Annotated in this window: 17 protein-coding genes; 13 read left to right on the forward strand and 4 right to left on the reverse strand. The window is 37.4% G+C overall.

Annotated features, from left to right (window positions below; all coding sequences use genetic code 11):
* Nucleotides 1–13: 13 nt before the first annotated feature.
* From ACFPVY_RS06480 to ACFPVY_RS06520, 9 genes are all read left to right on the forward strand, one after another.
* Complete coding sequence (locus tag ACFPVY_RS06480; RefSeq protein ID WP_379791157.1) at nucleotides 14–1,450, forward strand: IPT/TIG domain-containing protein; 1,437 nt, start codon at nucleotides 14–16, stop codon at nucleotides 1,448–1,450.
* A gap of 11 nt (nucleotides 1,451–1,461) precedes the next feature.
* The gene (locus ACFPVY_RS06485; protein ID WP_379791158.1) at nucleotides 1,462–3,672 is read left to right on the forward strand and encodes an alginate lyase family protein; all 2,211 of its coding nucleotides are present in this window, start codon (nucleotides 1,462–1,464) and stop codon (nucleotides 3,670–3,672) included.
* A 6-nt stretch (nucleotides 3,673–3,678) separates the two neighbouring features.
* A complete protein-coding gene (locus tag ACFPVY_RS06490) occupies nucleotides 3,679–4,020 on the forward strand; it encodes a cupin domain-containing protein (RefSeq protein WP_379791159.1) in 342 nt (113 codons plus the stop codon).
* An 82-nt stretch (nucleotides 4,021–4,102) separates the two neighbouring features.
* A complete protein-coding gene (locus ACFPVY_RS06495) occupies nucleotides 4,103–4,984 on the forward strand; it encodes a T9SS type A sorting domain-containing protein (protein WP_379791160.1) in 882 nt (293 codons plus the stop codon).
* Between the two features lie 32 nt (nucleotides 4,985–5,016).
* Entirely contained in the window at nucleotides 5,017–6,279 is a 1,263-nt protein-coding gene (locus tag ACFPVY_RS06500) for an MFS transporter (RefSeq protein ID WP_379791161.1), read from the forward strand.
* Nucleotides 6,280–6,312: 33 nt separating this feature from the next.
* Nucleotides 6,313–7,065 carry an SDR family NAD(P)-dependent oxidoreductase gene (locus ACFPVY_RS06505; protein ID WP_379791162.1) on the forward strand — a complete coding sequence of 251 codons (753 nt, stop codon included), beginning with the start codon at nucleotides 6,313–6,315 and terminating at the stop codon, nucleotides 7,063–7,065.
* Between the two features lie 21 nt (nucleotides 7,066–7,086).
* Complete coding sequence (locus ACFPVY_RS06510; RefSeq protein WP_379791163.1) at nucleotides 7,087–8,094, forward strand: sugar kinase; 1,008 nt, start codon at nucleotides 7,087–7,089, stop codon at nucleotides 8,092–8,094.
* 3 nt (nucleotides 8,095–8,097) lie between these two features.
* Complete coding sequence (locus ACFPVY_RS06515; protein ID WP_379791164.1) at nucleotides 8,098–8,769, forward strand: bifunctional 4-hydroxy-2-oxoglutarate aldolase/2-dehydro-3-deoxy-phosphogluconate aldolase; 672 nt, start codon at nucleotides 8,098–8,100, stop codon at nucleotides 8,767–8,769.
* Between the two features lie 119 nt (nucleotides 8,770–8,888).
* Nucleotides 8,889–9,941: a T9SS type A sorting domain-containing protein gene (locus ACFPVY_RS06520; RefSeq protein WP_379791165.1), complete on the forward strand. Its 1,053-nt coding sequence runs from the start codon at nucleotides 8,889–8,891 to the stop codon at nucleotides 9,939–9,941.
* 67 nt (nucleotides 9,942–10,008) lie between these two features.
* Here the strand turns inward: ACFPVY_RS06520 and ACFPVY_RS06525 are convergent, their stop codons facing one another.
* A complete protein-coding gene (locus ACFPVY_RS06525) occupies nucleotides 10,009–11,175 on the reverse strand; it encodes an MFS transporter (protein ID WP_379791166.1) in 1,167 nt (388 codons plus the stop codon).
* A 65-nt stretch (nucleotides 11,176–11,240) separates the two neighbouring features.
* The gene (locus tag ACFPVY_RS06530) at nucleotides 11,241–12,407 is read right to left on the reverse strand and encodes an MFS transporter (protein WP_379791167.1); all 1,167 of its coding nucleotides are present in this window, start codon (nucleotides 12,405–12,407) and stop codon (nucleotides 11,241–11,243) included.
* 70 nt (nucleotides 12,408–12,477) lie between these two features.
* Here ACFPVY_RS06530 and ACFPVY_RS06535 point away from each other — a divergent pair, with 70 nt between their 5' ends.
* Nucleotides 12,478–13,311 (forward strand): AraC family transcriptional regulator, encoded by an 834-nt coding sequence (locus ACFPVY_RS06535; RefSeq protein ID WP_379791168.1) that lies wholly within the window; start codon nucleotides 12,478–12,480, stop codon nucleotides 13,309–13,311.
* Here the strand turns inward: ACFPVY_RS06535 and ACFPVY_RS06540 are convergent, their stop codons facing one another.
* Nucleotides 13,312–13,878: a 2'-5' RNA ligase family protein gene (locus tag ACFPVY_RS06540; protein ID WP_379791169.1), complete on the reverse strand. Its 567-nt coding sequence runs from the start codon at nucleotides 13,876–13,878 to the stop codon at nucleotides 13,312–13,314.
* Between the two features lie 34 nt (nucleotides 13,879–13,912).
* Complete coding sequence (locus ACFPVY_RS06545; RefSeq protein WP_379791170.1) at nucleotides 13,913–14,665, reverse strand: NUDIX domain-containing protein; 753 nt, start codon at nucleotides 14,663–14,665, stop codon at nucleotides 13,913–13,915.
* A gap of 248 nt (nucleotides 14,666–14,913) precedes the next feature.
* Here ACFPVY_RS06545 and ACFPVY_RS06550 point away from each other — a divergent pair, with 248 nt between their 5' ends.
* The 3 genes from ACFPVY_RS06550 to ACFPVY_RS06560 all read left to right on the forward strand — a co-directional run bounded on the left by ACFPVY_RS06550 (nucleotide 14,914) and on the right by ACFPVY_RS06560 (nucleotide 18,780).
* Nucleotides 14,914–15,708: a haloacid dehalogenase type II gene (locus tag ACFPVY_RS06550; protein ID WP_379791171.1), complete on the forward strand. Its 795-nt coding sequence runs from the start codon at nucleotides 14,914–14,916 to the stop codon at nucleotides 15,706–15,708.
* Between the two features lie 209 nt (nucleotides 15,709–15,917).
* The gene (locus tag ACFPVY_RS06555) at nucleotides 15,918–17,336 is read left to right on the forward strand and encodes a sugar MFS transporter (RefSeq protein ID WP_379791172.1); all 1,419 of its coding nucleotides are present in this window, start codon (nucleotides 15,918–15,920) and stop codon (nucleotides 17,334–17,336) included.
* 304 nt (nucleotides 17,337–17,640) lie between these two features.
* Nucleotides 17,641–18,780 (forward strand): helix-turn-helix domain-containing protein, encoded by a 1,140-nt coding sequence (locus ACFPVY_RS06560; RefSeq protein ID WP_379791173.1) that lies wholly within the window; start codon nucleotides 17,641–17,643, stop codon nucleotides 18,778–18,780.
* The last annotated feature ends 98 nt before the right edge of the window (nucleotides 18,781–18,878 follow it).

The following is an 18,878-nucleotide window of genomic DNA, read 5'->3' on the forward strand; positions in this document are numbered from 1 at the left end:
TAAAACAAAAATTATGAAAAGCACAATACTTAAAAATATTTTCAAGTCGATCTGCCTGATTCTTGCAGTTGCGATTTTTGCCTGCGATGCTGAAACAGAAGTGGATAAAACTTTTGAAGAAATCTTAGGCGCTCAACCAACAGTCGAATCATTTTCGCCATCGTCTGCACCAATTCAAAGCTTGGTCACCATCACCGGAACCAACTTAAATTTTGTAACGCACGCATACATCGGCGACATTGAAGCTGAAATTTATTCTCGTGAAAATCAGCATACTTTGATCATCAAAGTTCCTGCAAACGCAACTGGCGGCATTATCAGATTGACAACAGATTCTGACAAAGAAGCGTCGTCTGTGGAAAGTTTGACAATCACGTATCCGGTTCCAGAAATTGAATCCGAAATCCCAACAATGTCTGTTGTAAACGAAGTAATTACCATCACAGGACAAAATCTTCAGGTAATTACCAGAGTAACTTTTGCAACTGTTGATGGCGTGATCGAATACCAAGATGATAGAACTTTAATCGTGAGAACGCCAAACACAGGACCAAGTCCATTAGCGTTGACTTACAGTTATAACACGGTTTCAGGCGAAGTTACGGTTCCGTTAGAAAGCAATTATACAATTGATATTCCAACTCCAGAGGTTTCTGGTTTCCCAAAAGCTGTCTTGAAAAACACACAAGTTGTTATTGGCGGAACAGATATGAATTTGGTTACAGCAATCACTTTTGGAGGAACTGCAATTGCAACTTTTGATGTAACACCAACAAGCGTTTCATTCGCACCGCCGGCTGATTTACCAACGGGTTTTTACGTAATTAATTTGGTTTATGGCGACGGAATGCAAGTTGCAAGTCCGCCGGTAGCTTACATAAATCGGGAGGTACAAACTTATTTCAACTTCGAAGCACAAGGAATGGAAGTAATCACAGCTGGTCAAGCAGCACAAATCACGGCAAACCAATTAAATGGAACTGTGGATCAAGCGCCGTTTCCAAGCAGCACAAATTACCATCATTTGCAAATGCTTTCGCCAACGGCAAACGGAAGCAGCATCGCTTACATGAGATTTTCTTTCGCCACAAATACCACTTGGAAAACCGCTTTTGACAACGGTGCTTTTAATAACAATCCGGTATTGCACTTTTGGTTAAATACAAATAATACAACGCCAACATTAAGATTATATGCAACTTCTGCAGCAAGCAAAAAATTGGTTCACTATAACACAAACGGCGAGTGGGTTTTGGTTGCAGTTCGTTTGAGAGATATGTTTCCAACGGTTACAGCTTCTGATTTTGTAAGCGGAAACTATATGAGAATGAATTACTTGACAGATAATCAAGCAAATGTGCCATTAGAAGTAAATGCAGATTGGTTCATTATAACTGACGAAGTTTTAACAGGAGTTGGTGCAGTCGATTTGACAAACTCATTTAATTAAAAAATACAAGAATGAAATTTAAAACAATAAAAGCATTTGGTCTAACAGCACTTTTTTTAGTGCTGTCAGATGCTGCTTTTGCCCAACAATATGAGCCTCTTTTGCTTTTGTCTAAGTCAGAAGCAAAGAATATCAGCCAACATTTAGGTGACTATAAAATTTTAGAAAAATCTTTTTCCAAAGTAAAAAAAGGCGCTGACAAAGCTTTAGAAAGTAAAATCGAAGTTCCAGTTCCGGTGGATAACGGAGGCGGTTACACGCACGAAAAGCACAAAAAAAATTACAGAGAATTGTATTATGCCGGATTGACTTTTCAAGTTACTGGCGAAAAGAAATATGCCAAGTTCGTTGAAGAAATGCTTCTTGAATATGCCAAAATTTATCCAGGTTTGCCATTGCATCCAAAGAGAAAAGCAGAGCAAAATTCAGGGAAATTATTCTGGCAAGGTTTGAACGATTGCGTTTGGTTAGTCCACGGAATCCAAGCTTATGATTTGGTCAAAGAAAGTATCGACCCAAAAAATCGTGAGATCATCGAAAGAGATGTTTTCAGAAGCATGGCTGCATTTTTAAGCGAAAGCGAAGGAGGGAAAGATACGTTCAACAAAATCCACAACCACGGAACTTGGTCTGTCGCCGCAGTTGGAATGACAGGTTATGTTTTGGGCGACAAAGACATGGTTGATCGCGCACTTTATGGTTCTGCAAAAGACAAAAAAACGGGTTTCTTGAAACAAATTGATATGCTTTTTTCACCTGACGGATATTATTCTGAAGGTCCTTATTATCAACGATATGCGTTGCAACCGTTTATGGTTTTTGCCGAAGCAATTAATAGAAACCAACCCGATTTAAAGATTTTTGACTACAGAAATCAGTTGCTTAAAAAAGCATCCAACACGGTTTTGCAATTGACAGATGCCAACGGTTATTTTTTCCCGATAAACGATGCTTTAAAGGAGAAAAATTACATGACGGAAGAATTGGTTTTTGCCACAAATATTGTTTTTGAAAATTACAACGATGCTTCGGTTTTGCCTGTAATTCAGCAGCAAAATGAAGTTTCAATTACCGGCGCAGGTTTAAAATCTTCAGAAGCTGTAAATGGTTTGAAGAAGCAAGAATTTGTAAAAAATCCGATGATTATCGCAGACGGACCTGAAGGAAAATCTGGCGGATTAGCACTTTTCAGAATGCATACGAAGAAAAAAGACGAACAATTAACCGCGGTTTTCAAATTCGCTTCGCAAGGAATGGGCCACGGACATTTTGATCGTTTGGGAATTCTTCTTTTCAACAATGACAAAGAAATTCTGCAAGATTATGGCGCGGCACGTTTCTTAAATGTAGAATCAAAAAGCGGCGGCAGATATTTGGATGAAAATAAAACTTGGGCACAAACTTCAGTAGCTCACAACACGGTAATTGTTGACGAAAAATCGCATTACGACGGAAACTGGAAAGAAGCAGAAAAGCAAGCGCCAAAAACGATTTTCTCTGATGTTTCGGCTCCAGAAAAAATTCAGATTGCAAGTGCTTCAGAAGCAAATGCTTATCCAGGAGTTGAAATGCAAAGAACGGTTGCTTTAGTTGGAGCTGACACGCCTTTTATCATCGACGTCTTTTCTTTGAAATCGAAAGAAAACCATCAATATGACTTGAATTTTATGTTCAGAGGTCATATTATGGAAACTGATTTTAAATATGAACCGGCATTGACATCGCTTTCTCCTTTAGGAAAAGACAACGGCTACCAGCATTTATGGAAATTGGCTGAAGCCAAAGGAAATCAAGGACTTTCAAAATTTACATGGTTGAACGACAGTCGTTTTTACACAATTTCGACTTTGACGGATGACACAAATAATTTGGTTTTGACAAGATTAGGAGCAAACGATCCAAATTTTAATTTAAGAAATGAATCGGGTTATATGGTGCGAACAAAAGACAAGAAAAATTACACTTTTGTCAGTATTATCGAGCCACACGGAAGCTTTGATCCAAAATTAGAATCGGTTCAAGATCCACATTCAAAAGTAGAAACGATCCAAATTTTAAAACAAGACGAAAATTACACGGTCGTTTTGGTGACTTTCAAAAACAAAAAATCATACACGCTAGCATTTTCAAATAAAGAAGCAAAATCAGATTCAAAACATAAGGTTTCCATCAACGGAAAAAATATGGAATGGAGAGGAAATTATACATTAATTACAAATTAAGACACGATGAATATCAGAACAGAAGCATTTTATGTAGAAAGCGAAAATCCTTGGGAAACAGTTGCCGAAGGTGTAAAACGACAAATCACAGGTTATGACGTCAGTATTATGATGGTAAAAGTAGCCTTTGAAACGGGAGGAATTGGGCCAATTCACCAGCATTATCATTCGCAGACTTCGTATGTTGTTTCAGGAAAATTTGAAGTGACAATCAACAATGAAAAGAAAATTCTTCAAACGGGAGATGCTTTTTACATCGAGCCAAACATTCTTCACGGAGCCATTTGCCTCGAAGCTGGAATGTTAATCGACGTTTTCAGCCCAATCAGAGAAGATTTTTTAAAATAATCCCCGCCTGCTGCAAGACGTTGGAGTAGGTAATAAATCAATACTTAATCGACAGATTTTTTAACTCTTAACTTATTTATTTATGAAAAAAATTACTTTACTCGCTGCGTTTTTTGTAGCATTCGCTTTCGAAGGAAAAGCACAAACTGCAGTAACTCTTGTTTCACCAACAGGTGACGGAGGATTTGAAACAGCAGATACTTTTGAAGGAAACGGTTGGACGCTTTTAAACCACACATATGGTTCAAGAAAGTGGCAAATCGGGACTGGACAAACTGGTTTTTCGGGAACAAGAGCTGCATTTATCGGAAGCAGTGCAACAGCTGTGGGAACAACCGCAGGGAGCAGAACCGTTCATATTTATCGTCCAGTTGTAATTCCAGCGGGAGCCACAAATGTTCAGGTAAAATTTAAATACAAACAAGAAGTTGTTTCAATCGATCCAACAACGGGACCAAATGATTATATGTATTTGTCATTGATGTCGGAAGTTCCTGTGAACGGAACGGCGGCAACGAGATTTTCAGATAAATTTCCATCAGCTGCAGCCGGATATTCAACATTTACAGAAATCACAGCGCCAGTTCCAGCAACTGTTATCGTTGAAGGAACGACGCAGTATTTGGTAGTGACTTTTAGATCAACAAATTTGAATGATGCGGCAACTATCGGCTGGGGAGCGATTGATGATATTGAAATGACATACCAACCAGCTTTGGGGACCGAGGATTTTAACGCTAAAAAAATTGCGGTATATCCAAATCCCGTGAAAGATGTTTTGAATTTTTCTTCCGAAGAAAATATAGATTCGGTAAGCGTTTTCAATTTATTCGGACAAAATCTTTTAAATAAAAATATCAATAATACTCAAGGAACTATTGATATGTCAGGCTTCGCAACAGGAACATATATCGTAAATGTGCAGTCTGAAAATAACGTAAAAACCATTAAAGTGGTCAAATAATAATCGGGCAAATTGCCTTTTTAAAGTAAATTATGAAAGTAAAAGGATTAAGATGGTGGATCATTACCTTAATTGGTATTGCAACAATCATCAATTACATTGACCGTTCTGCATTATCAATTATGTGGCCGGCCATGGGCAAAGATTTGGGAATGAACGATGCAGATTATGCATTGATTTTAAACCTTTTTATGATTGCTTATGCCGTCGGACAGTCTATCTCTGGAAAGCTTTTTGACAAAATCGGAACACGTCTCGGTTTTGTGATTGCCATATTCGTTTGGTCGCTTTCGTCCTTATTTCACTTTGCTGTAAAAGGCGTTTTCTCACTATCATTTGTAAGGGTAACACTCGGAATCTCTGAAGCCGGCAACTGGCCAGGCGCCGTGAAAAGTAATTCTGAGTGGTTTCCTTTAAAAGAAAGAGCAATCGCACAAGGAATTTTCAATGCTGGAGCTTCCATAGGATCAGTAATTGCGCCACTTTTCATCGCTTATATGTTCGCTGGTTATGGCTGGAAAACAACATTTATCATCATCGGTGCGATGGGACTGGTTTGGATTATTCCGTGGTTGATCGTTTACAAAAAACTTCCAAAAGATCATCCTTGGATTACTGAAGAAGAAAGAAGATTGATCCTTGACGGAAAAGCAGCGCCAACAGTCGAAGAAGAAGCTCAAAAAGGAATGTCAATTTCAGAAATTTTATCTTTCAAAGAAAGTTGGGGCGTGATTGTTTGCCGTTTTTTTATGGAACCAATTTGGTGGCTTTTCGTAGGCTGGATGCCATTATATCTTCAAAAAACTTACGGTTTTGATGTAAAACAAATCGGGCTTTTTGCTTGGGTTCCTTATGTTGGAGCCGCTTTGGGAAGTTTAGCTGGAGGTTGGTATTCCGGAATGATTATCGCCAAAACGCAATCGGTTGATAAAGGAAGAAAACAAGCTATCATTATCGCCGGAGTTATCATGTTTTTAGGACTTTTAGCGACAATATTTTACGGAGACACACCATTGAAGTTTGTGATAATTGTTTCTTTCGTATTGTTTGGATTTCAATTTGCAATTGGAAATATCCAAACGCTTCCAAGTGATTTGATGGATAAAAAATCGGTAGGAACTTTGGCAGGTTTAGGAGGTTCCATCGGAGTAATTTCGGTAATCGCAATGAACTTTTTGATTCCGGTAATAACCGAAACATCTTACACGCCAGCTTTCATAATCATCGCCGCATTCGTGCCACTCGGAGTCTTTTCAGTCTTCGCTTTAATTAAAAAAATACAACCAGTTAAATAGTTAGAATTAAAATAAATATTAAATACAATCAAAATGAAATTAAAAGGAAAAACAGCCGTAGTAACAGGAGGAGCAAGAGATATTGGAAGAGAAGTAGCTATCAAATTAGCTAAAGAAGGAGCTAATGTTGTTGTAAATTATTATCTGAGCCAAGAAGACGGTGACGCGACTTTAAAATTAATCGAAGAAGTAGGCGGAAATGCAATCATCGTGCAAGGTGATATGACAAAACAGGCTGATATCGATACATTGGTAAGCGAATCTAAAAAAGCTTTTGGCGAAGAAGTTCACGTTTTGGTGAATGTTGCCGGAGGTTTGATTGCGCGCAAAACCATTGAAGAAATGGATGTAGATTTCTTTGATACAATGATCGACGTAAACTTCAAATCTGTATTTTTGGTTACAAAAGCGTTCAAACCTTTGATGAAATCTGGCGCTTCAATCATCAATTTCGCTTCACAAGCGGGTCGTGATGGTGGTGGTCCTGGAGCTGCACTTTATGCTTCTGCAAAAGGCGCTGTGATGACTTACACAAGAGGTTTGGCAAAAGAATTTGGTCCACAAGGAATCCGTGTGAACGCACTTTGTCCAGGTATGATCGCGACGGCTTTTCACGATACTTTTACAAAACCAGAAGTTCGTACAAATGTGGCAAACGGAACGCCATTGAGAAGAGAAGGAAAAGCGTCTGAAGTGGCTGATTTAGTGGCTTATTTGGCTTCTGATGAATCTTCATTCTTGACAGGAAACAACATCGATATCAACGGTGGTTTGGCATTTAGCTAATAATTTTAGAATAAAAAATAAATGAAGAAAGTAGTCACTTTTGGTGAAATACTGGCAAGATTGACGCCTCCGGGATTTAAAAAAATGTCCCAGACGAATCAGCTTGAAATTTATTATGGAGGGACCGAGACAAACGTTTCGGCTTCCCTTTCCATTTTAGGTTGCAACGCCGTTCACGTCAGCCGAGTTTCAGATGATTTCTTAGGAAACGCAGCTATTTCCAACCTAAAAAGCAACGGAATCGATACTTCTTTTGTGCAAAAAGGTGAAGAACCTTTAGGCTTATATTTTGTAGAACCAGGAGCTGTTGTTCGTTCTGGAGTCATCTCTTACAACCGAAATCATTCGGCTTTCAGGGCTTTAGAACCAAATTCAATTCCGTGGGCTGCAATCTTCAAAGATGCCGATTGGTTTCACTGGACCGGAATTACGCCTGCACATTCTGAGAATAATTTCTTGGCTTTAAAAGAAGGCCTGATGGTGGCAAAAGAGATGGGAATTACCGTTTCTTGCGATCCTGCTTACCGCGCTGGACTTTGGAAATATGGCAGAAAACCTGAAGATGTTTTAAAAGGATTGGTAGCTTTGTCAGATGTTTTTATCGGAGGAGCAGAACAATTTAATGAACTTTTAGATACTGATTTTTCGCTTTCGGATGAAGATTTTAAATTAGGAAGCAAGGCTTTAATGGCAGAATTTCCTAAATTGAAAAAGATTTATGACAAGACCAGAACCGGAAAAAATGCGTCTTGGCACCAAATCGAAGCTAGAATGTGGAACGGCAAAAATATGTTTTCTTGCGAACCAATTGAAATCACGCACATCGTGGACAGAATTGGAACTGGAGATGCTTTTGCTGCCGGAGCTATTTTTGGCGAACTAAATAATTTTGCAGAAAAAGATTCAGTAGCGTTTGCCAATGCGGCTTGCGCCATAAAACACACGATTGAAGGCGATGCAAATTTGGCCGACTTCAACGAAATAAACCAAATTGCGGGAGGTAATACTTCCGGAAGATTAATACGATAAACAATGGCAAGATTTTCAAAATTGCAGGTTTTAAATACAATAAATGAAAACGGAATCGTTCCTGTTTTTTACCACGAAGATGTGAATATGTGCAAAGAAATTCTGAAAGCGGTCTATGATGGCGGTGTCAGAATTTTTGAATTTACAAATAGAGGAGATGGCGCACACAAAGTTTTTGAAGAATTAGTGGCTTTCGCCAAAGAAACGCTTCCTGAATTAATCTTGGGAATTGGTTCTGTAATCGATGCAGGAACCGCGTCATTGTACATTCAAAGTGGTGCTAATTTTATCGTGGCGCCAATTGTCAATTCAGAAGTTGCAACCACTTGCAATAGAAGAAAAATTCCATGGATGCCAGGTTGTGGTTCTTTAACCGAAATTAATTTTGCAGAAAGTCTTGGTGCCGATATCGTAAAGATTTTTCCAGCACAGCAAGTCGGAGGTCCAGAATTTATCAAAGCCGTGAAAGGTCCGTGTCCGTGGTCAAACATTATGCCGACTGGTGGGGTGCAACCCGAGGATGGAAATTTAAAAGAATGGTTTTCTGCCGGAGCACATTGCGTTGGTTTAGGTTCGCAACTTTTTGTAAAAAATCAAGAAGGCAACTTCGATTATGAAGCTATAAAAAATGCAACAAAAGGCGCTGTAGAATCTTTTACGAAATATAAAAAGTAGAAAAAAATCAACATCTAGCTTTGCGAAACTTTGCGAAACCTTATTTTTTCTTCGCGTTTAAATTTTTAACGCAAAGTTTCGCAAAGATTTTTCGCAAAGAAAAATAAAACACCAAGCACATGAAAATACTAAAAATTTCCCTGCTTTTTCTAACCCAGATTTCGTTAGCGCAAGTGACATTATCAGCCGACGGATCCGGAAATACTTACGAATTAATCAACAGCGTTCTCGCGCCAGGTTATGACGTGACAGAAACTCCAGATTGTGTACATAATGGTTTTGGTCGACATATTGAAGAAGTTTGGGACGCGCAATTGAACAAATATGTATTCAAATTTCACATCCACGTTTCTCCGGATAACGATCGTTGCATCAAATTTGACAGACAGCGAAACGAAATTAAAACTTACAATCAATCACCAGATAATTTGATCGGAACGTATGGCGAAACCGTGATTTACAAATGGAAATTCAAATTGGATGCAGGTTTCCAGCCTTCCAATAAATTTACACACATTCACCAGATCAAAGCTTATGGCGGGCCACACGAGAGTATTCCCGTGGTTTCATTGATTCCAAGAGGTGGAAGTAATCAAAAATTACAAGTGATGCATTCTGATAGTTTGGTTTCTAACGAAGTGGCTAGCGCAAGTTTGTCTTCCTTCAAAGGAAATTGGGTGGAAGTAACTGAAACGATTACCTATGCAGAAAATGGTAAATATGCCATAACAATCAAGAAAGTCAGCGATAATGTCACATTAATAAATTATACAAACAATAACATCAGAACTTGGCGCGATAATGCCGACGGAATCCGCCCAAAATGGGGAATTTACAGAAGCCTTTTGAGCCAGGAACAGTTGCGTGATGAAGAGATTTTATTTGCTGATTTTTCAATTCAAGAGCTTGCCACCACAGCACTTTCTGTTAAAGATAACCAAGAAGAAGTTGCATTTGTATTTCCAAATCCTGTAAAAGACACACTGAATTTTAATAAGCAAAGGCAATTTGAATACGTCACAATTATTGATATTCAAGGTAAGAAAGTCTATGAAAAGAAAGACAGTAGCATGAGCTCAATTGATGTTTCCAATCTTGAAGAAGGCACGTATATTTTAAAATTTAAGACAGATAAAAAGTCATTTACAGAACGATTTATCAAGAAAAAATAAAACTTTTATAGCAAACAAAAAGGACAGCATCGCTGTCCTTTTTGTTTTTTATAGATTTTAAAATAAATTATGCAGTTTGAAGTTTAAGCGTGTTTTTTCTGTTTTGGATAAAAATAAATACCAAAACAACTCCCAATAAAGCCATTCCAACACCCACTAAATTTGGCGAAGCAAAGCTAAAACCAGCAACTAAAGGCAATCCGCCAAGAAAAGCACCCAAAGCGTTTCCGATATTAAAAGCCGCTTGAATTGCCGCCGAAGCAATCATTTCAGCACCAACTGCCGTTTGAATCATCAACATTTGAATTGGCGCAACGGCTGCAAAAGCAACGGCTCCGGTAAAGAAAACCAACGCTAATGAAACGATTTGGATCGAAGAAAATAAATACACGCAAACCAAATCTAAAGCCATAACTAATAAGATATAAATGACGGTTTTTGCGGCAGAAAATTTATCCGCCAATTTACCGCCGATAAAGTTTCCGACCACCATTCCAAGTCCGGCTAAAATCAATATGTATGGAACATCTTCCGCTGAAAATTTAGAAATATCTGTCAATAAAGGCGCGATGTAACTGATCCAACAAAACAATCCGCCGAAGCCGAAAGAAGTGATGGCAATGATCAACCAAGCTTCTCTCTTCTTAAAAAATTGCAACTGGCTTTTGATGGTCTCTTTTGCTTTTGCTTCCAAAACGGGCATCCAAAAATAAATCGAAATAACGGTCAGCAAACCGACAGCAGCAATAATTATAAAAGTATAACGCCAATCATAATGATGGCCCACATAAGTCCCAATCGGAACTCCGGCTAAATTTGCAATCGTCAAACCAGAAAACATTATAGAAATCGCCTGCGCTTCTTTTCCTTTGTCAGCCAAACGGCTTGCGACGACAGCTCCAACGCCAAAAAACGCGCCGTGTGGCAATCCAGAAAGCAATCTTGAAGCAAATAATATTTCATAACTCGGGGCGATAATTGACAACGCGTTGAAAATTGTCAGCATTAAAGCCAAAAGTAAAAGCATCTTTTTTGGCGGATAATTTCTGCCGAGAATTACCAATAAAGGCGCTCCGATAACGACTCCCAAAGCATAAGCAGAAATCAAATATCCCGCAACCGGAATCGAAACTTTCATATCTTGCGCGATGTCAGGCAACAAACCCATCATCACGAATTCTGTAATTCCAATAGTTAAACCGCCCAATGAGAGCGCGATAAGACTTTTTTTCATTGTGTTTTATAAAAAGAAAATAATAATAATTTAAAAAGGACAATGTGTTTTTCTGATGAATTATGCTATGACTTGTTTTTGTAAGAGTAAAATGCCACGGCAAATGCAATTGCGCTCCACAGAATCAACTGCCAAGTCACCAAATCCCAACCGCCATATTTCCAGCATAGCACGCCGACAAACGTCCCAACCGCGCCACCGATAAAATAAGAAGTCATGTAAATGGTGTTAATTCGGCTGTTCGCTTTTTCGTCCAAAGTGTAAATTGTGGCTATATTAATCAGTTGCGTTGCTTGAACTCCTACGTCTAAAAGCAAAACCGCAATAATTATCGCCCAAACAGAATGCGGAAAAATGTGCAGCAAAATCACGCTGACAAGCAACATTCCGACAGAAAACAATTGTGATTTGGTAGCATTTCCTCCGTCAACTAATCTTCCGAAATAAGGTGCCAGCAAGGCTCCGGCAATGGCCAAAATTCCAAATAATCCAATCGTATCAGTTCCATAATTAAACGGAGCGCCACTTAAATGAAACGTCAAAGTGGTCCAAAAAGAACAAAAAGCTCCGAAAATTAAAGCGCCCAAAAGTGTGCTTCGTCTCAAAATCGCAAAACGCTGAATTTGTTGCAACGCTGATTTTAAAAGCGAAATATAATTTCCTGTAAATTCTTGTTTCACGTTTGGAAGCGAAAGATGAACCATCACGGCGGTTCCCAAAACCATCACGGCAGAAATTGCATAGACATAATGCCAGCCAAACCATTCGGCGATTGTTCCTGCGAAAACACGCGCGGCCAAAATCCCGATTAAAATTCCCGAGAAAATAAAGCTGATGGTTTTTGCTTTGTTGACTTTTTCAAGACTTGCCGCCATTGGCAAAATGACTTGCGCGGCGACACTGCAAATTCCTATAATTAAGCTCATTGCGAAGATTCCGAAACGACTTTGAAGAAAAACCATTCCTAATAATGCAATAATCAAAAGACCTTGCAAACCTAAAATTAATTTTTTCCTATTGATTTTATCTCCAAGCGGCGTGATGAAGAATAATCCGAAACCATAACCGGCTTGCGCCAAGACAGAAATCAAGCCGACGTTGGCTTCTGTGGTGCCTAACGATCTTGCGATGTCTTTTAAAACGGGCTGGTTGTAATAAATATTGGCTACGCAAACTCCGGCGGCGATGGCCATAATTGTGATTTGCGACTTTGAAAGTGATTGGGATTCCATTCTGCAAATTTACGTTGAAGGAAAATAAAATAAGTTGTACTTTTGCGATATAAACTTGCAATTATAAGTTATGCCTAAATTAAATCAGTTCGAAACTTTATTGATAGATGAATTTGAGGAAGAAAAATTTCATCTTCCTGTGCACAGTCATACGTATTATGAAATAATTTACATCAAAAAAGGTTGTGGCATTCATCATTTGAACAACAATTTGCTTTCTTACAAAGCAGGCGATTTATTCGTAATTTCTCCAGATGACGAACATTATTTTGACATCAAAAAAAGCACTCGATTTGTCTTTATAAAATTCACTGATAATTATTTCAATTCGAATAAAAAACTGTCTTGTGACGAATTTTTACTGAATACGCCAGAAAATTTTATGCGCGATAAATTATTAAAAGAAACTGTCTTGAAATTAGATGATCCGTGCCGAACGATTTTAAAAAATACGATAGAAAATATCACGGCTTACAATTGCAAAATCGATGTTTCGAATTCGGCGATTGTTTTTTATCAGATACTTTCAATTTTTGGATTAATAAAGGAAACGATGCGTTCTCAAAATCTTCAGATGAACGGAAATTATATTGATAACGAACAGATTACGTCTTATATTCACCAAAATATTTACAATCCGAAGTTGGTTCAAATTAAAGCGATTTCTGAACATTTTAATATTGCTCAAACGTATTTCAGTGCTTATTTTAAAAGAAGTTTTTCAATAACTTATCGCGATTATATCAACAATTTGCGCCTAAAATTAATTGAAAAACGAATCTCAAATAATCAAATGCCGATCAAACAGATTGCTTATGAATTTGGATTTACTGATGAAAGTCATCTTTCAAATTACTTTAAAAAACGTAAAAATATTAATCCGAGTGAGTTTAAGAAGCTGTAATTATTGCAGTAAAATTTCTTCAATAACTTTATAATTCCCTTTTTTCGGATTCATTTTTAAAACGGTAATTCGGTCGCAAATCCACTCGTTTTTATAGTTGAAAGCATTTAAATCTGTACCAATTTTATCGAAATCAGCAACCGGAAGATTTTGTTCAATTGTCAAATGTGGCAAAATTTCTTTCTTGAATTTAAATTCTTCTCCGATAGTTTCAAACATCGCTTGAATCGGTTTTGGATTGTCGATTTTTAAGTACAGTGTTTTTTTAGTTGTTCCGTGTGAAAAAGCATCGGCTTCACTGACAGAAATAGTAAAAGGTTTTATGTCGGCCAACGATTTTTTGAGTTTTTCAAGCAAGTGATTATCCATTTCATATTTTGTTTTGAACAACGAAATATGCGCTACAGAATACTCATTTTCAGTTTTTCTTCCGATGATTTTGTATAATTTATTTTTAAGTTTTTTGGTTTCGCTTTTCACTTCTTCGGTCGGAGAAATTAATACGAAATATTCTTGCAACTCTGGCAATTTGAATAATGTGGGCTGTTTGTATTTTACTTTTGCCATTGTTTTTGGTAATTTTAATAGTTTGTATTGGATTTTACCAACCTTCTTTGAATCCGTTTTTTAGTGCTAAGTTGTATTTTTCCAAATTGAATTTATACAAATTTGGAGCTTTGTGCGCGCCACCTTTTCGTGATTCTTCTAATTTATCCAAAATATCATAACCGGTCATTTTTCGATAAAAATTACCTCGATTCAATTTTTTCCCTAAGATAATTTCATAAAGTCGTTGCAATTCAGGCATGGTAAATTCTTCTGGAAGCAAACTGTAACCAATTGGCTTATAGTTCAATTGCTTCCTTAAAGTCACCAACGCGTGGTTGAAAATATTTCTGTGGTCCATCATGAACTCGGGAAGTTCGTCGATGCTGATCCATTCGCACGCATTTGATAGATCGTCAACCATCAATTGCACTTGCGAATAATCGACCAAGGCATAAAATCCCATCGAAATAAAACGCTGTTTGTGCCAAAGCGTGTCGTCATATCCATTAAAAAAACCTTCAGATCGGTTCAGTTCTCCAAAAACTCTAAACTGCTGTAAATAAATATCTTTGGCGCCAGTTCTGTCTTTTAAAATTCTTGAAGCGGCTTCTTTTAAGCTTTCTTGCTTTTTAATATAGCCACCGGGTAAGCCCCAAAAGTCTTGACCTTTTATTTTTACCATCAAAATTTTAAGCATTCCATCGTGAAATCCAAAAACGGCACAATCAATTGAAAAACCGGGTAGATAAATTTCCCAGGCTTCTTTAGATTTTTTCTCTAATAAATTTTCAAGATTATCTTCCATAAGCATTTTCATTCGAGACAAATGTACTGAAATTGGGTATTATATGCCAACTCGACTACGAAATTTATCGTTTCAAATCAGTTGAAATTTCATTTTTGATTGTATCTAGACTCAAATCTGGTGGGAAAATAAAAAAAGATAAAAATGGCACACTTGGGAAATATCTAAACAATGATTCATTATGAAGCAATAAAAATATTGTTTAATTTTACCTCAAAAAACTATATATTTATTCTAGAGGAAATTATATGAAAAATAACAGAAGAAATTTTTTAAAAAATACCGTAGCTGCGGGTAGTTTGGGCGTGATCCTTCCATCAGAAGTATTCTCTATTCGCAGCAGAGAAAATGAAATTGTTTTAAATGAATCAAGACCTAAAATTTTGTTTTTTGATATCAATGAGACAATCTTAGATTTAGAGCCATTGAAAAAGAGCATTAGCACGGTGTTGCACAATCGCGCAGAATTAGCCACTTTGTGGTTTACCACGATGTTGCAATATTCTTTAGTGGTCACTGTTGCCAGCCAATATGAGGATTTTGGAGCCATTGGAGTGGCCACGCTTCAGATGGTAGCTAAAAACAACAATATTGAAATCAGCAAGGAAAAAGCACAGGAATCAGTCAAGCCAATCTTGAGTTTAAAGCCACATACTGACGTCATTGAAAGTTTAAAAAAATTAAAAAATAACGGATACCGACTTGTTTCTTTTACAAATTCGTCTAATTATGCTGTGAAGACGCAACTGAAAAACGCGGCGATTGACAGCTATTTTGAGGAACAATTGAGCATAGAAGATATAGGAAAGTTTAAACCTCACGCTGATGCTTACAATTGGGCAGCTCGAAAAATGAATGTTAAAAATAATGAATGTATGTTGATTGCTGCGCATGGTTGGGATATTGCGGGTGCTCTTTATGCTGGCTGGAGAGGTGCTTTTATTGGCAGACCAGGACAACAATTGTTTTCGCTTGCGCCAAACCCTGAGTTGAACGAGGTGTCTCTTTTGACGATTGCAAACAAGCTTTGTGCTTTGAAATGATTAAATTTGTTTTCAATAGGTTGGCATTGTGTGTGTTGCTGATAAAGGACATTTTATAATACGTGAAAACGAAAAGAAATTTTTTATTTTAAACAGTAAATTTATTAAGCGAAAACCATAAGCCTAAAATAATCCAAAAATTGAAGCGTAAATTAAGAGAGAAAGTGGATTTCAATTCTTAATTTGCGCTTTTAAATTATAACCAGTTTATGAATAACACGAATACTACCAATCAAGCGCGCCCAAACTACACGGTGCCGTTGATTACTATTACGTTACTGTTTTTTATGTGGGGATTTATTACCTGCATGAACGACATTTTGATTCCGTACTTAAAGAAATTATTTGACCTGACTTTTGTCGAATCGATGCTGGTTCAGTTCTGTTTCTTCGGAGCTTACTTCCTTGGTTCCTTGGCATATTTCGCTATTTCATATTACAAAGGCGACCCGATTAACAAAGTAGGTTATAAAAAAGGAATTCTTGCAGGAATCGTTTTATCTTCTATCGGATGCATCCTGTTTTATCCAGCGGCGACTTTTTCTGTCTATGGATTGTTCCTGGGAGCTTTGTTCGTTTTGGGTCTTGGATTTACTATTTTACAGATTACGGCGAATGCTTATGTTTCGTTATTGGGAACAGAAGACAGCGCTTCAGGACGATTGAATATGACACAGGCGTTTAACGCGTTTGGAACTACAATCGCTCCAATATTAGGAGGTTACCTAGTTTTCGGACCTGGAGGCGACCACAACATTACGGCAGAAGCTACACGAATTCCATATCTTGTATTTGCAGGAATCTTGCTTTTGGTAGCCGTTTTGATTTACAACGTAAAATTGCCTTCGTTCCAAACGGAAGAAACCGAACAAGGCGGATTAGGCGCCTTAAAATTCCCACAATTGCGTTTGGGCGTTCTCGGAATTTTCTGCTATGTCGGTGGGGAAGTTGCCGTGGGAAGTTTCATCATCAGCTTTTTAGAACTGCCAAGCGTGACAGGATTATCCGAAGCGGTGAGCAAGAATTATCTGGCGATGTATTGGGGCGGCGCGATGATCGGCCGTTTCTTGGGAGCCATTTCCTTGAACCACAGCATCAGCGCTTCTAAAAAAGCAGTCTATATGATCTTGACGGCTGCGGCGGTATTTTTACTGATTTACAGCATCGTAGATTTGAGTTTTAGCCAAATGAGTTTCTTTATAATATTTTTGGTACTGAACTTTGCCGCTTTTATGGTAGGGAAATCAGCACCGGCAAGAACATTGGCGATTTTTGCGTCAATTAATGTGATTTTATTGCTTTCCACTATGTTCAGCACAGGATATATGGCGATGTATAGCGTTCTTGGAATTGGAATCTTCAACTCGATCATGTTCTCGAATATTTACACTTTAGGTATCGCTGGATTAGGAAAATATACCAGCCAAGGTTCTTCTTTATTGGTTATGGCAATTTTAGGAGGTGCTTTGGTACCATTAATCCAAGGAGCGCTTGCCGATTCTGACTTTGGCGTACAGAAATCGTTTATCGTTCCGGTATTCTGTTATTTGTACATCCTTTTCTTCGGATTGTATTGTGCCAAGAAATTGAAGTTTGTGGAACACAGCAAAAATGTTTCCGGACATTAAGCTATTTTAAATCTATAGGAAAAGGCAGTTGTGATAAGCAACTGCCTTTTTTGTTTAATTTCATTGCTTCTCCCTAAGTATCGGTAAAAGCGATGGCGTTATCTGAATTGAAAATTTAGATCAATTTACCAAATCACAATTTTTGCCACCAATCCACATCAAGTTTCAGAATTATAGAACAAATATCCTCCACATTTCGTAAGAAATTTTATCTTTAACCGAAATTTACATTCTTTGATTTTTTCTTTCAAGAAACAAATTTTACCACAGACCAGAAACTCAATACTACTTAAAGCAAATGCCAATGGATATTGATAATTTATTGATTATTGTCACAACGATTTCGCTGTTCATTTCGTTGCTTCTTGCTTTTTTTCTGGTTACCATCAAAACAAAACATAAAGTCAGCAATTTGCTTTTCGCTGTCTTTTTGACTTTGACCGCAATTGACGTTAGCGATCCGTTGTTTAGTTTGGTGTCAGATGGACCTTCAAATATGGCTATGTTGCGCAATTCTTTGGCTTTTTTACAACTTCCTGTTTTTTATCTTTATGTGCTTTCTGTGTGCTATTCTGATTTTAGGTTGCAACCCAAGCATTTACTTCATGCGCTTCCATTTTTGGTTGTAAACTTAATGGTACTGCCACGTTTTTATATGGTGGACGCGGCCTCAAAGATTGATTTTATAATGAATCGCCAGACTCGGGTAGAGCTTCAGTTCACACATATTCTATTCCATTTTCAAGTGATACTCTATTGCATTACCGTTTTTATGCTCTTGCGAAAAGCAAAGAAACTGTACCTTGAAAATTATGCGGGCAAGAGCATTCAATCTTATAATTGGCTGTTTCAAATTGCAGTGGTCTTGACTGTTTTGTACCTGATTACGCTGTTTAAAAACATCTTCAAATTTTCTGACTATCCAAATATTTCTGAATATATAAAAATCGCAATCTTACTGTTGCAGCTGTTTATCGTTTGCTGGTATTTATTTAAGGCGCTGTATAATCCTGGTTTGTTTCAAAATGTTGATTCTAAATTAAAACTGGTTGCTGACATCATATCCGAAGAAAAAAATAGCGGACATTTTGCCGAAAATACTAAAGAAGATACCAAAGAACTGTCAAAATTAAGACACTATATGACTGCGGAAAAGCCTTTTTTAAATCCTTCCTTGACCATTCTGGAAGTGTCGAATGCCATTCAAATTCCGGTTCGCGACTTATCTGTTTTGATAAATCACACATTAGGACAGCATTTTTATGACTTTGTAAATATCTATCGCATAGAAAGTGCCATGCAAATTTTAAAAGATCCTGCAAAAAACAAGCTGACGGTACTTGAAATTTTATATGAAGTAGGGTTTAATTCAAAATCATCTTTCAACACAGCTTTTAAAAAACATACCGGAAATACTCCAACTGCGTATCGCAAAGTGTTGTAATACAGTTATTTGTAATTACTCGTACGTTTTATTACTATTATCCGAACTTATTTTTTAAAACAAATGCGTTCGAATACTTTCATTCGGTCGCGTGCCTT

This window comes from Flavobacterium qiangtangense, assembly GCF_042658345.1.
GTDB classification, from domain to species: domain Bacteria; phylum Bacteroidota; class Bacteroidia; order Flavobacteriales; family Flavobacteriaceae; genus Flavobacterium; species Flavobacterium qiangtangense.